The organism is Streptomyces sp. NPDC001941 (assembly GCF_040296945.1).
Taxonomy (GTDB): domain Bacteria; phylum Actinomycetota; class Actinomycetes; order Streptomycetales; family Streptomycetaceae; genus Streptomyces.
This window is the reverse complement of sequence record NZ_JBEOYE010000001.1, coordinates 243,743-265,577: the sequence shown is the minus strand read 5'-3', so window position 1 is coordinate 265,577 and position 21,835 is coordinate 243,743. Positions and strand designations below refer to the sequence as shown.

Annotated in this window: 21 protein-coding genes; 13 read left to right on the top strand and 8 right to left on the bottom strand. The window is 74.1% G+C overall.

Translation table 11 applies throughout. The annotated features are described in order from the left end of the window. Positions 1 to 73: 73 nt before the first annotated feature. The 4 genes from ABT160_RS01150 to ABT160_RS01135 all read left to right on the top strand — a co-directional run bounded on the left by ABT160_RS01150 (position 74) and on the right by ABT160_RS01135 (position 4,720). Complete coding sequence (locus ABT160_RS01150) at positions 74 to 1,357, top strand: sensor histidine kinase (RefSeq protein ID WP_351641915.1); 1,284 nt, start codon at positions 74 to 76, stop codon at positions 1,355 to 1,357. After that, positions 1,354 to 2,037 (top strand): response regulator, encoded by a 684-nt coding sequence (locus tag ABT160_RS01145; RefSeq protein ID WP_351641914.1) that lies wholly within the window; start codon positions 1,354 to 1,356, stop codon positions 2,035 to 2,037. Before ABT160_RS01150 ends, ABT160_RS01145 begins: the two co-directional genes overlap by 4 nt. Before the next feature lie 431 nt (positions 2,038 to 2,468). Further along, positions 2,469 to 3,461 carry an alpha/beta hydrolase gene (locus ABT160_RS01140; protein ID WP_351641911.1) on the top strand — a complete coding sequence of 331 codons (993 nt, stop codon included), beginning with the start codon at positions 2,469 to 2,471 and terminating at the stop codon, positions 3,459 to 3,461. 50 nt (positions 3,462 to 3,511) lie between these two features. Beyond that, positions 3,512 to 4,720, top strand: coding sequence for an acyltransferase family protein (locus tag ABT160_RS01135; protein ID WP_351642220.1), 1,209 nt, complete (start codon positions 3,512 to 3,514; stop codon positions 4,718 to 4,720). Positions 4,721 to 4,783: 63 nt separating this feature from the next. On the opposite strand, the gene ABT160_RS01130 is transcribed toward ABT160_RS01135, so the two are convergent. After that, on the bottom strand, positions 4,784 to 5,815 hold the full coding sequence (locus tag ABT160_RS01130) for an aldo/keto reductase (RefSeq protein WP_351641909.1): 1,032 nt from the start codon (positions 5,813 to 5,815) through the stop codon (positions 4,784 to 4,786). A 3-nt stretch (positions 5,816 to 5,818) separates the two neighbouring features. Then, positions 5,819 to 6,295, bottom strand: a complete 477-nt coding sequence (locus tag ABT160_RS01125) for a MerR family transcriptional regulator (RefSeq protein ID WP_351641906.1) — start codon at positions 6,293 to 6,295, stop codon at positions 5,819 to 5,821. A gap of 170 nt (positions 6,296 to 6,465) precedes the next feature. On the opposite strand from ABT160_RS01125, the gene ABT160_RS01120 reads away from it, so the two are divergent. After that, positions 6,466 to 7,281 carry a serine hydrolase domain-containing protein gene (locus ABT160_RS01120; RefSeq protein WP_351641904.1) on the top strand — a complete coding sequence of 272 codons (816 nt, stop codon included), beginning with the start codon at positions 6,466 to 6,468 and terminating at the stop codon, positions 7,279 to 7,281. Positions 7,282 to 7,301: 20 nt separating this feature from the next. Here the strand turns inward: ABT160_RS01120 and ABT160_RS01115 are convergent, their stop codons facing one another. Beyond that, entirely contained in the window at positions 7,302 to 7,964 is a 663-nt protein-coding gene (locus ABT160_RS01115; RefSeq protein WP_351641902.1) for a pirin family protein, read from the bottom strand. Positions 7,965 to 8,021: 57 nt separating this feature from the next. Between ABT160_RS01115 and ABT160_RS01110 the strand changes: the two genes are divergently transcribed. The 5 genes from ABT160_RS01110 (at position 8,022) to fabF (ending at position 12,955) form a co-directional block, all read left to right on the top strand. Beyond that, positions 8,022 to 9,218 (top strand): PucR family transcriptional regulator, encoded by a 1,197-nt coding sequence (locus tag ABT160_RS01110; protein ID WP_351641900.1) that lies wholly within the window; start codon positions 8,022 to 8,024, stop codon positions 9,216 to 9,218. A gap of 89 nt (positions 9,219 to 9,307) precedes the next feature. After that, a complete protein-coding gene (locus tag ABT160_RS01105) occupies positions 9,308 to 10,231 on the top strand; it encodes an ACP S-malonyltransferase (RefSeq protein ID WP_351641898.1) in 924 nt (307 codons plus the stop codon). 18 nt (positions 10,232 to 10,249) lie between these two features. Then, positions 10,250 to 11,251, top strand: coding sequence for a ketoacyl-ACP synthase III (locus ABT160_RS01100; protein WP_351641896.1), 1,002 nt, complete (start codon positions 10,250 to 10,252; stop codon positions 11,249 to 11,251). Between the two features lie 74 nt (positions 11,252 to 11,325). Then, the gene (locus ABT160_RS01095; protein ID WP_093617374.1) at positions 11,326 to 11,574 is read left to right on the top strand and encodes an acyl carrier protein; all 249 of its coding nucleotides are present in this window, start codon (positions 11,326 to 11,328) and stop codon (positions 11,572 to 11,574) included. A gap of 118 nt (positions 11,575 to 11,692) precedes the next feature. Next, positions 11,693 to 12,955, top strand: a complete 1,263-nt coding sequence (gene fabF, locus ABT160_RS01090; RefSeq protein WP_351641892.1) for a beta-ketoacyl-ACP synthase II — start codon at positions 11,693 to 11,695, stop codon at positions 12,953 to 12,955. 79 nt (positions 12,956 to 13,034) lie between these two features. Here fabF and ABT160_RS01085 read toward each other — a convergent pair whose 3' ends face one another. After that, positions 13,035 to 13,529, bottom strand: a complete 495-nt coding sequence (locus ABT160_RS01085) for a DUF3145 domain-containing protein (RefSeq protein WP_351641890.1) — start codon at positions 13,527 to 13,529, stop codon at positions 13,035 to 13,037. A gap of 257 nt (positions 13,530 to 13,786) precedes the next feature. Here ABT160_RS01085 and ABT160_RS01080 point away from each other — a divergent pair, with 257 nt between their 5' ends. Beyond that, complete coding sequence (locus ABT160_RS01080) at positions 13,787 to 14,671, top strand: GDSL-type esterase/lipase family protein (protein ID WP_351641888.1); 885 nt, start codon at positions 13,787 to 13,789, stop codon at positions 14,669 to 14,671. A gap of 85 nt (positions 14,672 to 14,756) precedes the next feature. Here the strand turns inward: ABT160_RS01080 and ABT160_RS01075 are convergent, their stop codons facing one another. Next, positions 14,757 to 17,207 (bottom strand): beta-glucosidase family protein, encoded by a 2,451-nt coding sequence (locus ABT160_RS01075; protein WP_351641886.1) that lies wholly within the window; start codon positions 17,205 to 17,207, stop codon positions 14,757 to 14,759. Positions 17,208 to 17,350: 143 nt separating this feature from the next. On the opposite strand from ABT160_RS01075, the gene ABT160_RS01070 reads away from it, so the two are divergent. Next, positions 17,351 to 17,935, top strand: a complete 585-nt coding sequence (locus tag ABT160_RS01070; protein ID WP_351641883.1) for a TetR/AcrR family transcriptional regulator — start codon at positions 17,351 to 17,353, stop codon at positions 17,933 to 17,935. A 62-nt stretch (positions 17,936 to 17,997) separates the two neighbouring features. Beyond that, on the top strand, positions 17,998 to 19,257 hold the full coding sequence (locus ABT160_RS01065; RefSeq protein WP_502984137.1) for a pyroglutamyl-peptidase I: 1,260 nt from the start codon (positions 17,998 to 18,000) through the stop codon (positions 19,255 to 19,257). 10 nt (positions 19,258 to 19,267) lie between these two features. On the opposite strand, the gene ABT160_RS01060 is transcribed toward ABT160_RS01065, so the two are convergent. From ABT160_RS01060 to ABT160_RS01050, 3 genes are all read right to left on the bottom strand, one after another. After that, positions 19,268 to 20,074 (bottom strand): EI24 domain-containing protein, encoded by an 807-nt coding sequence (locus tag ABT160_RS01060; RefSeq protein WP_351641881.1) that lies wholly within the window; start codon positions 20,072 to 20,074, stop codon positions 19,268 to 19,270. A gap of 117 nt (positions 20,075 to 20,191) precedes the next feature. After that, positions 20,192 to 20,614, bottom strand: a complete 423-nt coding sequence (locus ABT160_RS01055; protein WP_351641879.1) for an organic hydroperoxide resistance protein — start codon at positions 20,612 to 20,614, stop codon at positions 20,192 to 20,194. Positions 20,615 to 20,716: 102 nt separating this feature from the next. Continuing rightward, positions 20,717 to 21,730 carry an NADP-dependent oxidoreductase gene (locus ABT160_RS01050; protein ID WP_351641877.1) on the bottom strand — a complete coding sequence of 338 codons (1,014 nt, stop codon included), beginning with the start codon at positions 21,728 to 21,730 and terminating at the stop codon, positions 20,717 to 20,719. Positions 21,731 to 21,835 lie beyond the last annotated feature (105 nt).

Sequence of the window (21,835 nt, the reverse complement as noted above, 5' to 3'; positions counted from 1 at the left end):
GCGGGGCCGGGCCCCGGAGCGGGCCCCCGGGAGGACGCCCGCGGCCGGGACCGCTGCCTACCCTGGACGGACCATGGACGACACCTCCCGCCCCGGGGCCCGGCTGCGCGCGCTGATCGCCCCGCTGACCGCGCCCCTGGCCACCCCCGGCGGCCCCTACCCGGCACCCTTCGCCCGCGCCGCGGCACGCTGGCTGCGCTACGCGCCCTGGGTGCTCGCGCTCGGCTTCGCGGCCAGCCTGCTGCCGGTCACGGCGACCGTGCTGATCCAGGACTACCGGGTGCCCGGCGCGCTCGCGGGGGCGCTGGCCACCGCGCAGGCCGCGCCGCTGCTGCTCGCGGTGACCCGGCCGCTGCAGGCCTGGTGGGTGGTGTTCGCCGCGGACGTTGCGGGTGCCCTGGCGCTGCTCGCGGCCGACGGCACCGCGGGACGGACCTGGCCGTGGACGCCCATGGCGATCGTCGGCTACCTGTGGCTGATGACCCTGCTCGGCCTGCGCGAGGGGTGGCGCACGCTGCTCGGCGTGTGGCTGGCCACCGGGGCGGCGGGCCTCGTCTTCCAGCTGCTCTCCCCGTCCCTGAGCGACGGCGCCAACCTGCTGCTGTTCGTCCTGAGCGGCGTGGTCCTGGTGGTGACCGGGGCGCTGCGCGAACGGGGCGAGGCCGAGCGGCGCCTGGAGGAGCAGGCCACCATCAGCGAGGCCGAGCGCTCCCGGCGCACGCTCCTGGAGGAGCGGGCCAGGATCGCGCGCGAGCTGCACGACGTGGTGGCCCACCACATGTCGGTGATCACGGTCCAGGCGGACTCCGCCCCGTACCGCATCGAGGGGCTGCCGGACGCGGCGCGCGAGGAGTTCGGGTCGATCGCGGCCGGCGCCCGGGAGTCGCTGGGCGAGATGCGGCGGCTGCTCGCGGTGCTGCGCAGTGACGGATCGGAGGGCGAGCGGGCGCCTCAGCCGGGCCTGGACCGGGTGCAGCAGCTGGTGGAGGCGACCGTGCGGGCGGGAGTGCCGGCCGAACTGGCGCTCCCGGCCGACCTGGGCGCGGTGCCGCAGGCGGTGGACCTGTCCGCGTACCGGATCGTGCAGGAGGCGCTGGCGAACGTGGTGCGGCACGCGCCGGGCGCCACGACCCGGGTGTCGGTCACGCGCGGCGCGGACTGGCTGCTGGTGCTCGTGGTCAACGGCCCGGCGCGCGGGGCCGCTTCACCGCTGGAGACCTCCGGCACCGGGCACGGCCTGGTCGGGATGCGCGAGCGCGTACGGTTGACCGGCGGCACGCTGGACACCGGGCCGCTGCCGGACGGCGGCTTCCGCGTCTCGGCACGGCTGCCGCTGGATCCGAAGGACGCCCCGTGACCATCCGCGTGATCATCGTCGACGACCAGGCCATGGTGCGGGCCGGCTTCGCCGCGCTGCTCTCGGCGCAGCCGGACATCGACGTGGTGGGCGAGGCGCCGGACGGACGGGCCGGGGTCGAGGTGGCCCGCTCGACGCACCCGGACGTGGTGCTGATGGACGTGCGGATGCCGGAGATGGACGGGCTCGCCGCCGCCCGCGAGGTCCTGTCCCCGCCGCCCGGGGTGACGCACCGTCCGAAGGTGCTGATGCTGACCACCTTCGACGTCGACGACTACGTGTACGAGGCGCTGCGCGCGGGCGCCTCGGGGTTCCTGCTCAAGGACGCGCCGCCGGCCGACCTGATCGCGGCGGTCCGGGTGGTGGCGGCGGGCGAGGCCCTGCTCGCGCCCTCGGTGACCCGGCGCCTGATCGCCGACTTCGCGGCACAGCGCCCGGGCGTGCGCTCGGACCGGGTGGCGCTGCGGCTGAACGCGCTGACCCCGCGCGAGACCGAGGTCCTGGAACTGATCGCCCGCGGCCTGGCCAACCTGGAGATCGCCGAACGCCTGGTGCTCGCCGAACAGACGGTGAAGACCCACGTGGGCCGGGTCCTGTCCAAACTGGACCTGCGGGACCGCGCCCAGGCGGTGATCTTCGCGTACGAGTCGGGCCTGGTGACACCGGGAGAGGCCCGGTAGGGGGTACGAGCCGAGGGCCCGGGCCCTCACGCCGGGCGCCGGAACAACGGGCCCCCGGGGCGCAGCCCCGCAGGGGGTGCAGGGGCGCAGCCCCGCGCGGGGCCCGGGGGCGCAGCCCCCGAACACCCTTCCCCCTCCCGCCGCCGGAGGCTTTCGGGAAGGGGCGGGGCGGGGAGACCCCGGGCCCGCACCCCGCCCGCCCGCACCCCCGAAGCCCCCGCACCCCCGAAGGCGCACCCCCACCCCCGAAGGCCCCCCACCCCCCGGTAGGGCCACCCCCACCCCCCGCCTCCGGCTCCCCCCTCCTCCGCCCCCTACCCGGGTAGCACCCCCGACTTGGCCCCCCGGTGTGACGTGCGCGCGGCCACCTCCTTCCTACCTTTCCTCTCGCCGACGAACCGAGGCAGGAACGGCAGGGAGGGAGGCACCCCGTGCGGCGCTACAAGAGGACCCTGGTGGCCGTCGCGCTCGCGACCACGGTGGTCACGGGCACGGCGGGCTGGGCATCCGGCACGGCCCAGCGGGCGGTGACCGGGCCACCGCCCGGGACCGCCGCCTGGGTGGCCGAGGGGCGGCCCGACCCGGAGCGCGCCACACCGGCCCAAGTGGCCGCCTACTTCGCCCGGTTGGGGCCGGAGGAGGCCCGGCAGCTGGCCCGCCGCCACCCCTCGGTGGTGGGCAACCTCGACGGCGCCCCGCCCGCCCTGCGGTACGCGGCCAACGCCGACGCCCTGCGCCGTGACGGCCGCTTCCCCGCCCTGGAGCGCGAGCGGGTGCTCGCCTTCGACCCGCGCGGCCGGGGCCAGTTCGCCGTGGTCCTCGGGGACCCGGACCGCAGCCGCCACCTGGCCGTGCTGGTCCCGGGCTCCGACGTGGACGCGGGGCGCGGCGGCTCGGTCACCGACAAGGCGCGGGCGCTGCGGGCGGCCGCGCCGGACACCGCCGTGATCGCCTGGGCCGGCTACACCACGCCCGTCGGCGTCGGCCTGGACGCCGCCACCGGTGACCTCGCCGAGGCCGGGGCCGACCGGCTGGCCCGGTTCGCCGGGGGCCTGGCGGCCACGGGCGCGCCCACCCCGTCGTACTTCTGCCACAGCTACGGCTCGGTGGTCTGCGGCCTGGCCGCGCACCGCCTGAAGGCCAAGGACCTGGTGGTGTTCGGCTCCCCCGGGATGCGCGCCGACCGGGCCGCCGACCTGGGCACCGACGCCCGGGTGTGGGCCGCCAAGGACGCCACGGACTGGATCTCCAAGGTCCCCCACGTCGAGTTCGCGGGGCTCGGGCACGGCACCGACCCCACCGACCCGGCGTTCGGCGCCCGCCGGGTCCCCGCCGCCGGGGCGCGCGGCCACGACGGCTACTTCGCGCCCGGCACCGATTCCCTCCGCACCTTCGCCGCCATCGCCCGGGGAGCCCTGAAGTGACCGCAGTGACCGCACCGGCCGAGACCACCGAAGCGGCCCGGGCGAACCGCCTGACCCGGCTGGCCCACCGCATCGAAGCCCGCACCCCCGCCCACCGCGACCGGGCCGTCGACGGCCTGCGCGCCCTGGCCCTGCTCGCCGTGCCCACCGGCCACTGGCTGCTCGGCGGCTTCACCCTGAGCGCGGACGGGGCACTGCACAACGCCTCGCCGCTGTCCTCCTTCGGCTTCTTCGCGCCGCTCAGCTGGGTGCTCCAGATGCTCGGGATCTTCTTCCTGGTCGGCGGCTACTCCTCGGCGCTGTCCTTCCGGCGCCACCGGGGCTCCACCGCCTCCTGGCTGCGCGGGCGCGTCGCCCGGCTCGGCCGCCCGGTGCTCGGGGTGACCGCGGTGTGGGCGCTGCTGCTGCCCGTACTGCACTACGGCCTGGGGGTGCCCGCCGACACCCTGCGGACCGCGGCGACGCTGGTGATCCAGCCGCTGTGGTTCGTGGGCGTGTACACCGTGGTGACCGCGCTGACCCCGTGGTGCGTGCGCGCCGCGCGGCGGCTGGGCGCGTGGGCGGCGGCGCCGCTGCTGGCGTCGGTGGCCGTGGTGGACGTACTGCGGTACGGGCCGTACGCGGAGGCGGTGCCGTCCTGGCTGAGCGTGCTGAACATCCTGCCGGGCTGGCTGTTCGCGTACCAGCTGGGCGTCTCCTGGGGCGAGGGCCGGCTGGCGCGGCGGCACGGCTGGGCGCTGCTGCTGGGCGGGGCCGCGCTGTTCGCGGCGCTGGTCACGGTCTTCCACTACCCGATGTCGATGGTCGGCGTGCCGGGCGAGGCCCGCACCAACTCGCACCCGCCGTCGCTGCTCGTGCTCGCCCTGGCGGCGGCGCAGAGCGGCGCGGCGGTGCTGCTGCGGGACCGGATCGCGCGGCTGCTGGCCCGGCCCGCGCTGTGGGCGCCGGTGGTGGTGGTCAACCTGTCGGCGATGACCGTCCTGTGCTGGCACCAGAGCGCGATGCTGGCCGCGGCCGTGCCCGCCTCGCTGACCGCGGGCGCCGTGCCGGGCCTGACGACGGCCCCCGACACCCTGGCGTGGGTGGCCGAACGGCTCGCCTGGATGCCGCTGTTCGCGCTGCTGCTGGTGCTGATCGGGCGGTACGCGCGGGGCTTCGAGGGCCCGTGGCGCGCGGACGGCGGCGCGGCCCGGGCCCGCGGTGCGGTGGCGGGGGTGCTCGCGGCGGGGTTCGCGGTGTTCGCGCTGGGCCTGGCGTAGGACGCGCGGGGTACGCGGACGGGCCCGGGGAGGACGCCTCCCCGGGCCCGTCCGCGTACGGCGTTACTCGCGGCCCGCCGACGTGGTCGACATGTCGGCGTAGCGGTCGCCCCTCACGCGGCCCGCGATGCCGTCCAGGAGCTCCAGCTCGCCCGGGGTCAGCACCAGGCGGGTCGCGCCGGTGTTCTCCTCCACGCGGGAGGGCTTGCGGGTGCCCGGGATCGGGACGACGGCCAGCTTGCGGGCGGCGGCCTGGGCGTGCAGCCAGGCCAGCGCGACCTGGCCCGGCGTCGCGCCGTGGGCCTCGCCGACGGACCGGATCGGCTCCACGAGGTGGGCGTTGGAGGTCGCGTTCTCGCCGGTGAAGCGGGGCATGGTGCGGCGGAAGTCGTCGTCGCCCAGCTCCTTGTCGGCGCTGGTGAAGGAGCCGGTGAGGAAGCCCCGGCCGAGCGGCGAGTACGGGACGAAGGCGGTGCCCAGGTCGGCCGCGGCGGGCACCGCGGTGTCCTCCACGTCACGGCTGAAGACCGACCACTCGGACTGCACGGCGGCGATCGGGTGCACGGCGTGCGCGGCGCGCAGCTCCTCGCCGGTGACCTCGCTCAGGCCCAGGTGCCTGACCTTGCCCTCGGCGACCAGTTCGGCCATCGCGCCGACGGTCTCCTCGATGGGGACGTTCACGTCGCGGCGGTGCATGTAGTAGACGTCGATGACGTCCGTGCCCAGGCGGCGCAGGCTGCCCTCGACGCACTGGCGGACGTACGCCCGGTCGTTGCGCACGGCCCTCTTGGAGAGGTCGGCGGGGTCCAGGACGATGCCGAACTTAGTGGCGAGGACGATCTCGTCGCGGTGCGCGGCGAGGAACGGCGCGAGGAACTCCTCGTTGGCCCCGAAGCCGTACATGTCGGCGGTGTCGTAGAAGGTGACGCCGAGCTCCAGGGCGCGCTCCAGGGTGGCGCGGGCCGCGTCGGCGTCGGTGGGCCCGTAGGCGAAGCTCATGCCCATGCAGCCGAGGCCCTGGACGCCGACGACCGGGCCGCCCCGGCCCAGCTCGACGGTGTCCAGGACGGGGGTGTTCTCTTCGGTGCCGCTCATGGGTCAGACCCTCTCCGGCGCCCGGTGGGCGTCCGCGTAGAAACCGATCTTGTGGTCGAGGACGGCGAGCGTGTCCCGCAGCTCGGCGATCCGGGTGAGCACGTCGCGCCGGGTGTCCTCCAGGAGTTCCTGGCGCTGCCCGAAGGTGTGCTCGCCCTCGCGCACCAGCTCCGCGTAGCGGACCATGCCGGCGACCGGCATCCCGGTCAGCCGGAGCTTGCCGACGAAGGTGAGCCAGTCGAGGTCGCGGTTGGTGAACCGGCGCTGCCCGGTGTGGGACCGGTCGACGTGCGGCATCAGGCCGATCCGCTCGTACCAGCGCAGGGTGTGCGCGCTGAGCCCGGTCCAGGCGGCGACCTCGCCGATCGTGTAGCGGTCCTGCCCCGCGGGCCGCGGGTGCGCCGGGGGCGCGGCCACGCACAGGTTCTCCACCGTGGCCGGGCGTTCGGTCCGTACGGGAGTGCTCTCGATCACCGTCATGCCTCCACGCTAGGACCTTGGAGTGCACTCCAGGCAAGGGACCCCGGACCGGAGCGGACGGAACGGCGGGATTTTCGCGACACGTACCAGCCTGCCCCGTCATGGACCTCGTACGCGGGCCGTCCCGGCACCGGGACGGCCCACCTGGTGAGCCGATTAGGCTCGTACGCATGCAGAGCCTGGGGATCATCGAGAGCTGGCCCGTGCCGAACGCCGCGGCCGCCGTCGTACGCGCCGACGGGACCGTCGCCGGGACGCGCGGGGACACCGCGCGCCGCTTCCCGCTCGCGTCGGTGACCAAGCCGCTGGCCGCCTACGCGGTGCTGGTGGCGTACGAGGAGGGCGCCGTCGAGCTGGACGAGCCCGCCGGGCCGGAGGGCTCGACCGTGCGGCACCTGCTCGCGCACACCTCCGGGCTCGCCTTCGACACCCCGGCGGTCGCGGCGGCACCCGGCACCAAGCGGATCTACTCCAACACGGGCTTCGACGCGCTCGGCGACCACGTGGCCAAGGCGACCGGCATCCCGTTCGCCGAGTACCTGCGCCAGGGCGTCCTGGAGCCGCTGGGCATGACCGGCACCTCGCTGGACGGCTCGCCCGCCAAGGACGGCACGTCCACCGTCGACGACCTGGTCCGGTTCGCCGCCGAGCTCCAGGCCCCGCGGCTGCTCGACGCGCGCACGGTCCTGGAGGCCATGAGCGTGGTCCACCCCGGGCTCACCGGCATCCTGCCCGGCTACGGCCACCAGCGGCCCAACGACTGGGGCCTGGGCTTCGAGATCCGCGACTCCAAGTCCCCGCACTGGACGGGCGCCTCGTCCTCGCCGCGCACCTTCGGGCACTTCGGCCAGTCCGGCACGTTCCTCTGGGTCGACCCGGACGCCCGCGCGGCCTGCGTCGCGCTCACCGACCGGGCCTTCGGCCCGTGGGCGGTCGAGGCGTGGCCCCCCTTCACCGACGCCGTCCTGGCGGAGCTGGCCCGCTAGGTCGGCGAGCCCTGGGCGCCCTACCCCGCCGCCATCTCCCACAGCAGCACCTCCGCCGGGCCGTCCCCGGCCACCAGCTCCAGGCCACGGGCGTCCGTGATCCGGGCGGCGTCCCCGGGGCGCAGGCGCCGGTCGCCGAGCTCCACCGCGCCCCGCACCACGTGCGCGTACACCAGGTCCGCGTCCGGCACCGCGGTGCGCGCGCCCGCGCCCAGGCGCCGTACGTGCAACTGCGCGCCCGCCGCCGGGAGGTCGTACGGCGTGGAGTCGGCGATCCCCGGGACGGTCGTGTACGCGGGCTCGCCGCCGGGCTCCCGGGGCGCCAGCCACATCTGCACGAACACCAGCGGCTCCGCCCCGTCGTTGCGCTCCTCGTGGCGCACGCCCCCGGCGGCCGACAGGTGCTGCACGTCCCCGGCCCGGACCACCGTGGCGTGCCCCGCCGAGTCGCGGTGGGTCAGCTCGCCCTCGACGACCCAGGTGACGATCTCGGTGTGGCTGTGCGGGTGTTCGCCGAATCCCGCACCGGGCGCGAGCCGCTCCTCGTTGCACGCGATGACGGCCCCGAAGCGCAGGTTGTCCGGGTCGTAGTGGCTCCCGAAGGAGAACGCGTGCCGGGTCTCTATACCGGCGGCCGGGTCGCCGCCGCGGTGGCGCTCGACGGCGCGCTGCACGGAAATCACGCCCCCACGGTAGACCGGCTGGACGGGCCGGCGTCCCGATAAGGCAGTCTTGTCCCCGTGCCTGAACCCGCAGCGAACGACACCCACCGCGACGCCCACCCGCACGCAGCGACCCTGAAGCGCCTGGAGCAGTCCTCCGGGCGGCTCGCCGCGAGCGCCATCGCCCGCATGGACGAGACGCTGCCCTGGTACCGCGCCATGCCGCCGGAGAACCGCTCGTGGATCGGCCTGGTCGCCCAGGCGGGCATCGCGGCCTTCACCGAGTGGTTCCGGCACCCCGAGACGCCCCAGGCGATCTCCACGGACGTCTTCGGCACCGCGCCGCGCGAGCTGACCCGGGCGATCACGCTGCGCCAGACCGTGGAGATGGTCCGCACCACGATCGAGGTCATGGAGTCCGCGATCGACGAGGTCGCGGCGCCCGGTGACTCCTCGGTGCTGCGCGAGGCGCTGCTGGTGTACGCCCGCGAGATCGCCTTCGCCACCGCCCAGGTGTACGCCCAGGCCGCCGAGGCACGCGGTGCCTGGGACGCCCGCCTGGAGTCCCTGGTGGTCAACGCGGTGCTCTCCGGCGAGGCCGACGAGGGCGCGGTGAGCCGGGCCGCCGCGCTGGGCTGGAACTCCCCCGACCACGTCTGCGTGGTCCTCGGCACCGCCCCCGACGGCGACAGCGAGCTGACCGTGGAGGCGATCAGGCGGGCCTCCCGGCACGCCAAGCTCCAGGTGCTCACCGGGGTCCTCGGCGACCGCCTGGTGGTCATCGCGGGCGGCAACGACAACCCGCTGGCCGTGGCCAAGGCGCTGATCGGCCCGTTCGCCGCCGGCGCGGTGGTGGCGGGCCCGGTGGTGCCCGACCTGCTGGCCGCGACCCGCTCCGCGCAGGCGGCCGCCGCCGGGCTGAAGGCCTGCACGGCCTGGCAGGACGCGCCGCGGCCGGTCCTCGCGGACGATCTGCTGCCGGAACGCGCCATCGCCTCCGACCCTGCGGCGCGCGACCAGTTGGTGGAGGAGATCTACAGACCGCTGGAGGAGGCCGGATCCGCGCTCCTGGAGACGCTGAGCGTCTACCTGGAGCAGGCGAGCAGCCTCGAAGGCGCCGCCCGGATGCTCTTCGTCCACCCGAACACCGTGCGCTACCGGCTCCGACGTGTGACGGACGTCACCGGCTGGTCGCCCTCCGACGTCCGGTCAGCGTTCACACTGAGGATCGCGCTGATCCTCGGACGTCTGGCCGACGCAGATCAGCAGTCCTAGACTTTTGTCGGACACCAACAATTACCCTGACGGTTCTTCGTCCCTGTCCCCACGGGCGTCCCGGACCGTCCACAAGAGAGAGTGTGAGGGTGCTCGTACTCGTCGCTCCCGGCCAAGGCGCCCAGACGCCCGGCTTCCTGACTCCCTGGCTCGAACTCCCCGGTGCCGCCGACCGCGTCGCCGCGTGGTCCGACGCCATCGGGCTCGACCTTGCCCACTACGGCACGCACGCCGACGCGGACGAGATCCGCGACACCGCCGTCGCCCAGCCCCTGCTGGTCGCCGCGGGGCTGCTCTCCGCCACGGCACTCGGTGACATCGCTGACATCGCGCCGGGCGCCCTGGCCGGCCACAGCGTCGGCGAGATCACGGCCGCCGTCCTGGCGGGCGTCCTCGACGACACCGCCGCGCTGAAGCTCGTGCGCACCCGCGGCCTGGCCATGGCCGAGGCCGCGGCCGTCACCGAGACCGGCATGTCGGCGCTGCTCGGCGGCGACCCCGAGGTGACCGTCCCGCACCTGGAGAAGCTGGGCCTGACCCCGGCGAACGTCAACGGCGCGGGCCAGATCGTGGCCGCCGGCACCGCCGAGCAGCTCGCCGCCCTCGCCGAGGACAAGCCCGAGGGCGTGCGCAAGGTCGTCGCCCTCAAGGTCGCGGGCGCCTTCCACACGCACCACATGGCCCCGGCCGTGGCCCGCCTGGAGGAGGCCGTCAAGGACCTCTCCCCGGCCGACCCGACCGTGACGTACGTCTCCAACCGGGACGGGCAGGTCGTGGCCTCGGGCGCCGAGGTGATCTCCCGCCTGGTCGGCCAGGTGGCCAACCCGGTGCGCTGGGACCTGTGCATGGAGAAGTTCCAGGAGCTGGGCGTCACCGCGCTGGTCGAGATGTGCCCCGGCGGCACCCTGACCGGGCTCGCCAAGCGCGCCCTGCCGGGCGTGAAGACGCTCGCCCTGAAGACCCCGGACGACCTCGACGCGGCCCGCACGCTCGTCGCCGAGCACTCTTCCTGAGACAAGGAGCCGTAGAGCATGGCGAAGATCAAGCCCAGCCAGGGCGCCCCGTACGCGCGCATCATGGGGGTCGGCGGCTACCGCCCGACCCGGGTGGTGCCCAACGAGGTGATCCTCGAGACGATCGACTCCTCGGACGAGTGGATCCGCTCGCGCTCCGGCATCGCCACGCGCCACTGGGCCTCCCCCGAGGAGACCGTCACCGCGATGTCGGTCGAGGCCGCGGGCAAGGCCATCGCGGACGCAGGCATCACCCCCGAGCAGATCGGCGGCGTGATCGTCTCCACGGTCTCGCACTTCAAGCAGACCCCGGCCGTGGCCACCGAGATCGCGGACAAGGTCGGCGCGAAGAAGCCGGCCGCGTTCGACATCTCGGCGGGCTGCGCGGGCTTCGGCTACGGCCTGACCCTGGCCAAGGGCATGGTCGTGGAGGGCTCCGCGGAGTACGTGCTGGTCATCGGCGTCGAGCGGCTGTCGGACCTGACCGACCTGGAGGACCGCGCGACGGCCTTCCTGTTCGGCGACGGCGCCGGCGCCGTGGTGGTCGGCCCCTCCAAGGAGCCGCGCATCGGCCCCACGGTCTGGGGCTCCGAGGGCGACAAGTCCGAGACCATCAAGCAGACCGTGCCGTGGACGGACTACCGTGACGGCGAGGTCGAGAAGTTCCCGGCCATCACGCAGGAGGGCCAAGCGGTCTTCCGCTGGGCCGTCTTCGAGATGGCGAAGGTCGCCCAGCAGGCGCTGGACGCCGCCGGCATCTCGGCGGACGACCTGGACGTCTTCATCCCGCACCAGGCCAACATGCGGATCATCGACTCGATGGTGAAGACTCTGAAGCTGCCGGAGCACGTCACGGTCGCCCGTGACGTGGAGACCACCGGCAACACCTCGGCCGCCTCGATCCCGCTCGCGATGGAGCGGCTCCTGGCGACCGGACAGGCGAAGAGCGGCGACACCGCGCTCGTCATCGGTTTCGGGGCGGGTCTCGTGTACGCAGCGACGGTCGTTACCCTCCCCTAGGCATCACGTCCGGGCCAGCCCGGTCCGCGACGGATACCGCCCCACCCTCTGGACACACAAGAAGGAGCGCCAAGATGGCCGCCACTCAGGAAGAGATCGTCGCCGGTCTCGCCGAGATCGTGAACGAGATCGCCGGCATCCCGGTCGAGGACGTCCAGCTGGACAAGTCCTTCACCGACGACCTGGACGTCGACTCGCTGTCCATGGTCGAGGTCGTCGTCGCCGCCGAAGAGCGCTTCGACGTCAAGATCCCGGACGACGACGTCAAGAACCTGAAGACCGTCGGCGATGCCGCCGACTACATCCTGAAGCACCAGGACTGATCCGGTTCTGAGTCCGGTACGCCACCCAGCGGTGGCGCCGTTTCTCGACCGGGGGTCCGGGGGTTGGCCCCCCGGGACAGCACTGCCCGACCCTCATCAACGTGGAGAAAGAATTCCTGTGAGCTCGACCAATCGCACCGTGGTCGTCACCGGTATCGGCGCAACCACACCGCTGGGTGGCGACACCGCTTCGACCTGGGAAGGTCTGACGTCGGGTCGTTCCGGAGCACGCCCCCTGGAGGGGGAGCGCTTCGCCGAACTGCCGGTCCGCATCGCCGCGCTCGCGGCGGTCGACCCGTCCGAGGTCCTGCCGCGTCCGCTGGCCCGCCGCCTGGACCGCTCGGCGCAGTTCGCGCTGATCGCGGCCCGTGAGGCGTGGGCCGACGCGGGCTACACCGCGCCGGCCGGCGAGGACGACGCGGTCGCCCCCGAGCGGCTCGGCACCGTCATCGCCTCCGGCATCGGCGGCGTGACCACCCTGCTCGACCAGTACGACGTGCTGAAGGAGAAGGGCGCCCGCCGCGTCTCCCCGCACACCGTGCCGATGCTGATGCCGAACGGCCCGTCGGCCAACGTGGGCCTGGAGGTGAACGCCCGGGCGGGCGTGCACACCCCGGTGTCCGCGTGCGCCTCCGGCGCCGAGGCGATCGGCTACGCCGTCGAGATGATCCGTACCGGCCGTGCCGACGTGGTCGTCGCGGGCGGCACCGAGGCGGCCATCCACCCGCTTCCCATCGCGGCCTTCGCCAACATGATGGCGATGTCCAAGAACAACGACGAGCCCCAGAAGGCCTCGCGCCCCTACGACAAGGGCCGGGACGGCTTCGTCCTGGGCGAGGGCGCCGGCGTCGTGATCCTGGAGTCCGCCGAGCACGCCGCCAAGCGCGGCGCCCGGGTCTACTGCGAGGTGCTGGGCCAGGGCCTGTCGGCCGACTCCCACCACATCGCGCAGCCCGAGCCCACCGGCCGCGGCATCGCGGCCGCGCTGCGGCACCTGCTGGAGTCCACCGACCTGAAGCCGTCCGAGGTCGTGCACCTGAACGCGCACGCCACCTCGACCCCGCTGGGCGACGTCGCCGAGATCAAGGCGCTGCGCAGCGTCCTGGGCGAGGACCTGGACCACGTGGCGGTCTCCGCCACCAAGTCCATGACCGGTCACCTGCTGGGCGGCGCGGGCGGCATCGAGACCGTCGCCACGGTCCTGGCCCTGCACCACCGCTTCGCCCCGCCGACGATCAACATCGACGAGCTGGACGAGGAGGTCGACGCGGACGTCGTGCGCGGCGAGCCCCGTCCGCTGCCCGAGGGCACCATCGCGGCGATCAACAACAGCTTCGGCTTCGGCGGCCACAACGTGGTCCTGGCGTTCCGCACGGTCTGATCCGCGGACGTACGCCCCGACGTACGGCATGCGTAGCCGAAAGGGCCCCCACCGCGCGGTGGGGGCCCTTTCGCGTGCGCTACACGACCTGGTGCAGCCAGCGGACGGGGGCGCCCTCTCCCGCGTAGCGGAAGGGCTCCAGCTCGTCGTCCCAGGGCTTGCCGAGGAGCTTGGCGATCTCGGCCTCCAGGACGGTCTCGCCCTGGGCGGAGCGGGCGAGGGCGGCGCGCAGCCGGTCCTCGGGGATCAGGATGTCGCCGTGCATGCCGGTGACGGCGTGGAAGATGCCCAGCGCGGGCGTGGCGCTGTAGCGCTCGCCCTCGGCGGTGCGGCAGGGCTCGGCGGTCACCTCGAAGCGCAGCATCTGCCAGCCGCGCAGCGCGGAGGCGAGTCTGGCGGCCGTGCCCGCCTCGCCCTGCCAGGAGAACTCGGCTCTCCAGGTGCCGGGCGCCGCGGGCTGCCGGATCCAGTCGAGCTGGACCCGGACGTTGAGCACTCCGCCGACCGCCCATTCGACGTGCGGGCACAGCGCGCGCGGCGCGGAGTGTACGTACAGGACTCCACGTGTCGTCACCGGGACCTCCAGTGTGGGACGAGGTTCGCCTTTCCCCAGCGGCCTCAGTAAACAGCATCGGGAGCAAAACTCCACAAACTCCCGAAAAACGGACAGCATGTGACGTGATGTAATTTACCGGAGCCGGTGGTCGAAGGTGCCTCTGGGTCGACGGGGGAAAAACTACCGTGCTGGGGCGCCCTTGGGGTGACGTACCGTCGGTCGGAGCCCGTACGTACCGAGCTTTCACCCGCCAGGACGCCGAAGGAAGGCCGAGGATGAGCCACCGTCGCAGGTTCCGGACGGCCCTGCTCTCCCTGACCGCGGCCGCCGCCGTGCTCACCGGGTGCAGCGCCGCCCCCGACGCGCCCGCGGGCGGCTCGCCCGCCCCGACGCGCCCGTCCCCCTCCCCCACGCCCCTGTGGGACCGCAGCCCCTCCTCGGTGGCCGCCGTGGGCGACTCCATCACCCGGGGCTTCGACGCCTGCGGCGTCCTCTCGGACTGCCCCGAGGTGTCCTGGTCGACCGGCACCGACCCGGCCGTGGACAGCCTCGCGGTGCGGCTCCTCGGCGCTTCGAAGACGGCCGGGAACAGCTGGAACCTGGCCCGCTCCGGCTCCCGGATGGCCGAGCTGCCCGGGCAGATGGAGCGCGCGGCGGCCGAACGGCCGGGCCTGGTCACGGTGATGACCGGCGCCAACGACGCCTGCCGCGACACCGCCGCGCAGATGACCCCGGTCGCCGACTTCCGCGCCTCCTTCGAGCGGGCGCTGCGCACCCTGCGCGCCGCGTCCCCGAAGTCGCAGGTGTACGTGGCGAGCGTGCCGGACCTCAAGCGGCTCTGGTCCACCGGGCGCACCAGCGCGATGGCCAAGCAGGTGTGGGGCCTCGGGATCTGCCGCTCGATGCTGGCCGACCCCGACGACCTGACCCGGGCCGGCGGGGAGCGCCGCGACCGGGTGCGCGCGCGGGTGGCCGCCTACAACGCCGTGCTGCGGGACGTGTGCGCGAAGGACGAGCGGTGCCGCTACGACGGCGGTGACGTCTTCGCGTACCGCTTCACGGGTCAACAGCTCAGCCCCTGGGACTGGTTCCACCCGAGCAGGGACGGCCAGGCCCGGCTGGCGGAGATCGCCTACCGCAGGGTGACCGCGGCCTCCTGAGGCCGGAAAGGGGCTGGCCCCGGGGCGGTTGTCAGGGACCGCCCCGGGGCCGTTCAGGGGGAAGGCCGCGCCTTCCGTCAGTGCGTCACTCGACGTCGAGGGTCACGCTCAGGCGCGTGTCGTCGATCGAGTGGGACGCCCGCACCTCGTAGCCGCCGGGCACGAACGCCCACGCGTCCGCCTGCTCGTCCCAGATCTCGAACGCCCGGCGGCGCAGCGGGATCTCGACCTCGACGCTCTCGCCCGCGGCGGCCTCGACGCCCGCGAACCCGGCGAGCCAGCGCAGCGGCCGCTCCGCCCGGTCGCCCTCGGGCGCCAGGTAGACCTGGACGACCTCGCGGCCCGCGCGCCCGCCGGTGTTGCGCACCCGCACCCGCACCGACTCGGGCGTGGCCTCCAGGGACTCGTACTCCCAGGTGGTGTAGCCCAGGCCGTGGCCGAAGGGGTACGCGGGGACGGCGCCGGACTTGTCCCAGGCGCGGTAGCCGATGAACACGCCCTCGTCGTAGTGCACCTGTCCGTCCACCGGGGTGCAGTCGGTGACCGGGACGTCGGAGAAGGCGACCGGCCAGGTGGTGGGCAGCCGCCCGCCCGGCTCCTCGGCGCCGGTCAGCACGTCGGCGAGGGCGGCGCCGCCCTCCTGGCCCGGGAACCAGCTGAGCAGCACCGCGGCGACGTCCTCGCGCCACGGCATCTCCACCGGGGAGCCGGAGTTGACCACGACCACGGTGTTGGGGTTGGCCGCGGCGACCCTGGCCACCAGCTCGTCCTGGCGGCCGGGCAGCTTCAGGTCGGTGCGGTCGAAGCCCTCGGACTCCACGCGCTCGGTGGTGGCGACGACCACCACGGCGGTGTCGGCGGCGCGGGCGGCCTCGACGGCCTCGGCGATCAGGTCGTCGGGGTCGCGCCGCGGGCCGAGGTGGACGAAGGAGAACATGAGCGCCGGCAGCGGCGTCGCGTACTGCTTGTCCAGCACGTGCAGCAGGGACACCTCGACGGGCTCGCCCTCGGTCAGGGCCACCTTGGCGCGCTCCACCGGGGCGCCGAAGAACGCCTCGAACGGGTCGGCCTCCTCGCCCATCGGCTGGACGCCCTCGAAGTGGCGCTCGCCGCCGATGGTCAGCGTGTACGCGCCCAGGCCGCGGGTGCCGAAGGAGTGCTCGCCGCTCTCGCGCGGCACGAAGGTGCCGGTGACCTCGACGCTGTGCATGGCCTCGTGGGTGACGCCCGCGGGCAGGTCGTCGCCGATCCACTGGACCTGGCCGGTGGGCAGCGAGCCCTCGCCCAGTACGTTGCCGTCCGCGTCGCGGCACACGGCCTTCAGCGTGAAGCCCTGGTCGGCGGGGGTGAGTTCGTCGCTGGGGTCGGCGCCGACGGAGTACGTGAGCGCGCCCTCGGGAAGCGCTGCGGTGAGGCCGTCGAGCGGGGAGACCACGTGGTCGGGGAAGACCTGCGCGGAGCCGCCGCCGAGCACCCGGGCGTCGCGGGCCGAGGCGCCGACCAGGGCGACGGTGGTGCCGGCCGCCAGCGGCAGCGCGCCGCCCTCGTTGCGTACCAGGACGAAGCCGCGGCGGGCGACCTCGCGGGCCAGCGCGTCGCCGTCGATGCCGGACGGCGGGTCGGAGACGACGGCCGGGGCGCCCTCCAGGATGCCCACGCGGGCGGCGAGCCGCAGCACGTTGCGCACCGCGTCGTCCACCAGCGCCTCGTCGACCTCGCCGGAGCGCACGGCGGCGGCCAGCGCCTCGCCGTACACGGTCGTCGGGCCGGGCATGGCGACGTCCATGCCGCCCTCGATGTCGCCGACGGTGGAGCGGGCGGCCATCCAGTCGGAGACGTTCATGCCGTCGAAGCCCCACTCGCCGCGCAGCACCTCGTTCACGAGGTAGCGGTGCTCGGTCATGGTGGTGCCGTTGACCTGGTTGTAGGCGGTCATGATGCCCCACGGGTGGGCGTTCTCGACGATCGCCTCGAACGGGGCCAGGTACAGCTCGCGCAGCGGGCGCGGGGCCACCACGGTGTCCACGGTGAAGCGGTCGGTCTCGTAGTCGTTGCCCACGAAGTGCTTGACCGTGGTGCCGACGCCGCCGGACTGCACGCCCCGGATGTAGCCGCCGGCGACCTCGCCGGTCAGGTACGGGTCCTCGCTGTAGCACTCGAAGTGCCGGCCGCCCAGCGGGCTGCGGTGCAGGTTGACCGTGGGCGCGAGCAGCACGTGGACGCCCTTGCGGCGGGCCTCCTGGGCGAGCAGCGCGCCGGCCCGGTGGGCCAGCTCCGGGTCCCAGGCGGCGGCCAGGGCGGTCGGCGAGGGCAGGGCGACGGACGGGTCGTCGGCGGTCCAGCGCACGCCGCGGACGCCGATGGGGCCGTCGGACATGACGAGGGACTTCAGGCCGATCTCCGGCAGGGCCGGGAGCGACCACATGTCGCGGCCGGCCAGCAGACGCGCCTTGGCGTCCAGGTCGAGCTTGCCGAGCGCCGTCTCCACGGCCTGCTCACGTGCACTGTCCGCGCCGGTGCGTGCGGTCTCCGCCACGGCTACCTCCTCGTCGAGAAACCTGCTGGTCCTCCCATGGTGAACCCGTTACCTGTAGAGCGGTAGGGTTCGTTATCTTTTCGTGATTCGATGGGTGACGTACGGTCCTGTCGTCAGGGACCTGTGGACGGGAAAGGTGCACGATGGCGCGGGCCAGGAGCGAGGAGCGGCGTGCGGAGATCCTGCGCGCGACGCTCGAAGTGATCGCCGAGCGGGGCTACCGGGGCGCCTCCCTGGGCGCGGTCGCCGAACGGGTCGGCCTGACCCAGCAGGGGCTGCTGCACTACTTCCCCACCAAGGAGGCCCTGCTGGTCGCCGTGCTGGAGGAGCGCGACCAGTGGGACACCGGCGGCGGCATCCCCGTCGAGCGGTGGCGGCTGGACCTGCTGGAGTCGCTCGTCGAGTACAACGCGATGCGGCCCGGCATCGTGCAGACCTTCTCCGCGCTGCTCGGCGAGAGCGTCACCGACGAGCACCCGGCCCGTGAGTTCTTCACCCGGCGCTACGCGCAGGTGCGCCAGGAGATGGCCCGGCTGCTGCGCGCCGAGTTCGGCGAGCGGCTGCCCGGCGGCCTCACCCCGGAGCGGGCGGCGCCGGTGCTCACCGCGGTGCTCGACGGGTTGCAGTACCAGTGGCTGCTCGACCCGGAGTCGGTGGACATGCCGGGCGCGTTCCGCGACTTCCTGGCGCTGCTGCGGGTGCCGGAGGGCCCGACGCCCGCGCCCTGAGGCGGTGTTGAGGGGGCACGCGGTGCGCGGGGATACTTCCGGGACCCGACGGAAGGATCGACGTGTCCCGGATTCGCGTGGCAGCACTCGGACTCGCCCTGGCCGCCGTCTCACCGGCCCTGGCCGCCCCACCCGCGACAGCCGCGCCCGCCGCGGTGCGCGACGGCGCCCCCGCCGTCACCGTGGAGGAGGCGCGGCTCGACCGGGCGGCGCCCCGGGAGATCCTGCGGCGCAGCGGATTCGACGCCCTGGCGCCCCGGTTCGCCCGCGCGCTCGCCCGGGCCGGCTCCGCCCGCGAGGCCGAGCGGGCGGTCGCCGCGCACGGCTCCGCGCTGTGGCGGCGCGCGGTGGACCGGGTGCAGGGGCGCGGGCCCGCGGGCGGCGACCTCAGCCGTGACGACGACCGGCCGCTGTACTGGGCGCGGCTCGCCCTCACCCGCGAACTGCGCGCCTGGCGGCCCGGGTTCGCCGTGGACGCGGCGGTGCGCGCCCGGCTCCTGGACCGCCTGGAGCGCACCTCGCGCGGCCAGGACACCCTCGCGTTCCCGGCGGGCAAGGGCTTCAAGCGGATCGTCCTCACCGGCTTCGACCCGTTCACCCTCGACCGGGACGTCCGCATCAGCAACCCGTCCGGCGCCACCGCCCTGGCCCTGGACGGCACCTGGATCCGTACCGCCGACGGCGGCCGGGCCCGGGTGGAGACCGCGCTCTTCCCGGTGCGCTGGGACGACTTCGCCGCCGGGACCGTGGAGCGCACCCTGCGCGGCGCGCTCCCGGCGGCCGACCTGTTCACCACGGTCAGCCAGGGCCGGGTGGGCCGCTTCGACGTCGAGCGCACCAACGGCGCCTGGCGGGGCGGCTTCCCGGACAATGAGAACGTCTCGCGCACGGAGACCGTCCCGGTGTCCGACCCGGCGGGCCAGCCGCAGTGGACGACGACCACGCTCCCGTACGCGCGGATCACGTCCGCCCCCACCGGCCGCTTCCCGGTGTACGACAACACCTCGGTCACCGAGATCCCGGCCGGGCAGACGCAGCCCGTGGTGCGCCCGGACGGCCCGACACCCGGCTCCACGGCGCGCGCGGGCGGCGGCGGGGACTACCTGTCCAACGAGATCGCCTACCGGGCCACGCTGCTGCGCGACCGCCTCGGCCTGCACGACCGGCTGCCGGGCGGCCACGTCCACACGCCGGTCCTGCAGTTCGGCGCGGGCAACACCGACCCGTCGACGGGCACGGTCACCGACCCGGAGTTCATCCGCAACCGCCTGGACATCGTGGCCCAGGTGCGGGCGGTGCTGGGGGTGGCGGCGGGCGGGTGAGGCCCGGCGCTCAGCCCTTGTCGAGGCTGTACGGGCGGCGGGGCGCGGTGGCCCCGTCGTCCGGGGCGGTGTCGGGGGCGGGCGTGGCCTGGAGGTCGCGGACCAGCAGCGTCGCGCCGGCCACCGCGCCCGGCATCAGGAAGACCGCCACCAGCGGCACCAGGAACGCCAGGGTGAGCGGCACCCCGAAGCCCAGCACCAGCATCCGGCGGGAGCGCAGCAGCGCCAGGCGCTCGCGCAGTTCCACGCCCCGGCGCTGGAGCGCCACCGCGGTCAGCTCCTCGGCCAGGAAGAACCCGGAGACGCAGAAGCCGACCACCGGGACCACGGTCTGCCCGACCACGGGCAGGAAGCCGAGGGCGAAGAGCAGGACGCCGTACAGCGCCACCCGCGCCAGGACCCGCAGGCTGTCGCGCGCCGAGATCCACAGCTCGCGCCAGAGCGGCAGCCCGGACTCCGGCACCTCGCCGCCCTCGGAGCGGTCGACCTGCTCGGAGAGCGACTCGTAGAAGGGCTGGCCCACCAGGAGGGTCACGGCGGTGAAGGTGATCACGGCGAGGAACAGGCCGAAGGCGAAGACGAGCGCCGTCAGGAACCCCCGGAAGAGGCCCTGCCACGGCGAGGACCAGTCGTCGGCGAACGGCGTCGCCCAGTTCGCCAGGTCGTCGGCCCCGTAGCCGAGGCCCACCAGCGCGCCCACGTACAGCAGCAGGGTGATCAGGCCGGGCAGCAGCCCGAACCCGAACCACCGGCCGTGCCCGCCGACCCAACGCTGGCCCTTCACCAAGTAGCCGAAGCCCACCCCGAGATCACGCATGCGGCCATCCTATGAGGCGCCTCGGACACGCCCCCGGCACGCCCCGGACGGGACGGGTACGCGACGAGGGCCGCACCCCCCGCGCGGGGAGTGCGGCCCTCGGACGGGCGCGGTGGCTCAGACGGCCAGCTCGACCGTGATGTTGCCGCGGGTCGCCTTGGAGTACGGGCAGACCTGGTGGGCCTTCTCGATCAGGTCCTTGGCGGTGGCCGCGTCCACGTTCGGGATCTTGGCGGAGATCTTGACGATGATGCCGAAGCCCTCGTCGTTCTTGCCGATGCCGACCTCGGCGGTGACGGTGGAGCCCGAGATGTCGGCGCCCTCGTTGCGGGCGACGACGCCGAGCGCGCCCTGGAAGCAGGCGCTGTACCCGGCGGCGAAGAGCTGCTCGGGGTTGGTGCCGGCACCGGAGCCGCCCATCTCCTTGGGCGGGTTGACCACGACGTCGAGCTTGCCGTCGTCGGTGGCCACGCGGCCGTCACGGCCGTTCTCGGCGGTGGCGACGGCGGTGTACAGGACGTCGGACTGCTGGATAGGCATGAAGTGCTTCCTCCTGTGGTTCGCCGCGACTCGCGCCCACGATCGCGACGGTCTGCGCCCGAGCCTAACGGGTCCCGCAAGGGGGACCCGCGGGCGAGGGGGTCAGAGCGTGACGACCATCTTGCCGGTGTTGGCGCCGCGCAGGACGCCCAGGAACGCGTCCACGGTGTTCTCGATGCCCTCGACGAACGTCTCGCGGTACTTCAGCTCGCCCGAGCGCACCCACGCCCCGACCTCCTGCACGAACTGCGGCTGGAGGTCGTAGTGGTCGCCCACCAGCATGCCCTCGATGCGGCCGCGGGTCTGGATCAGGCGGGTCAGGTTGCGCGGGCCGGCCGGGGGCTCGGTGCTGTTGTACGCCGAGATGGCGCCGCAGATCACGATGCGGCCGTCCCGGTTCAGGCGCGCGATCGCGGCCTCCAGGTGGTCCCCGCCGACGTTGTCGAAGTACACGTCGATCCCGTCGGGGGCGGCCTCCTTCAGCTGCTCGTGGACCGGGCCCGCCTTGTAGTTGAAGGCCGCGTCGAAGCCGTACTCCTCGGTCAGGAGCTTGACCTTCTCGTCGGAGCCCGCGGAGCCGATCACCCGGGCGGCGCCCTTGAGCCTGGCGATCTGGCCGACCTGGCCGCCCACCGCGCCGGCCGCGCCGGAGACGAAGACGGTGTCGCCCTCCTTGAAGTCGCCGGTGCGCAGCAGGCCCGCGTAGGCGGTCAGGCCCGGCATGCCGAGGACGCCGAGGTAGGTGCTGAGCGGGGCGGCCTGGGCGTCGACCTTCACGGCGTGCTCGGCGTCCACGACGGCGAACTCGCGCCAGCCGAAGAAGTGCAGCACGTGGTCGCCGACGGCGATGCCCTCGGCCTCGGAGGCCACGACCTCGCCGACCGCGCCGCCCTGCATGACCTTGCCGAGCTCGAAGGGCGCGACGTAGGACTTGGCGGCGCTCATGCGGCCGCGCATGTACGGGTCGACGGACAGGTGCACGTTGCGCACCAGGACCTGGCCCGGTCCGGGCTGCCCGATCTCCGTCTCGACCAGGGCGAAGTCCTCGGGCTTCGGCCAGCCGACCGGACGCTCGCGCAGGTGCCATTCACGGTTGGTCGCGGGGAGTGCGGACATCTCGGGGGCCTCCTGGGGGGGGTGCTCGGGGGGGGGGGGGGGGGCGCCCCCCCCGACCCGTGTGAAAAAAAAAAAAAAAAAAAAAAAAAACAAACAACAAAAAAA

Coding starts and splice junctions, on each gene's coding strand:
- ABT160_RS01080 (WP_351641888.1), top strand. CDS start 13,787: ATGAGCCACCGTCGCAGGTTCCGGACGGCCCTGCTCTCCCTGACCGCG.
- ABT160_RS01070 (WP_351641883.1), top strand. CDS start 17,351: ATGGCGCGGGCCAGGAGCGAGGAGCGGCGTGCGGAGATCCTGCGCGCG.
- ABT160_RS01050 (WP_351641877.1), bottom strand. CDS start 21,730: ATGTCCGCACTCCCCGCGACCAACCGTGAATGGCACCTGCGCGAGCGT.
- ABT160_RS01055 (WP_351641879.1), bottom strand. CDS start 20,614: ATGCCTATCCAGCAGTCCGACGTCCTGTACACCGCCGTCGCCACCGCC.
- ABT160_RS01130 (WP_351641909.1), bottom strand. CDS start 5,815: ATGAGCGGCACCGAAGAGAACACCCCCGTCCTGGACACCGTCGAGCTG.
- ABT160_RS01125 (WP_351641906.1), bottom strand. CDS start 6,295: ATGACGGTGATCGAGAGCACTCCCGTACGGACCGAACGCCCGGCCACG.
- ABT160_RS01150 (WP_351641915.1), top strand. CDS start 74: ATGGACGACACCTCCCGCCCCGGGGCCCGGCTGCGCGCGCTGATCGCC.
- ABT160_RS01100 (WP_351641896.1), top strand. CDS start 10,250: ATGGCGAAGATCAAGCCCAGCCAGGGCGCCCCGTACGCGCGCATCATG.
- ABT160_RS01120 (WP_351641904.1), top strand. CDS start 6,466: ATGCAGAGCCTGGGGATCATCGAGAGCTGGCCCGTGCCGAACGCCGCG.
- ABT160_RS01060 (WP_351641881.1), bottom strand. CDS start 20,074: ATGCGTGATCTCGGGGTGGGCTTCGGCTACTTGGTGAAGGGCCAGCGT.
- ABT160_RS01095 (WP_093617374.1), top strand. CDS start 11,326: ATGGCCGCCACTCAGGAAGAGATCGTCGCCGGTCTCGCCGAGATCGTG.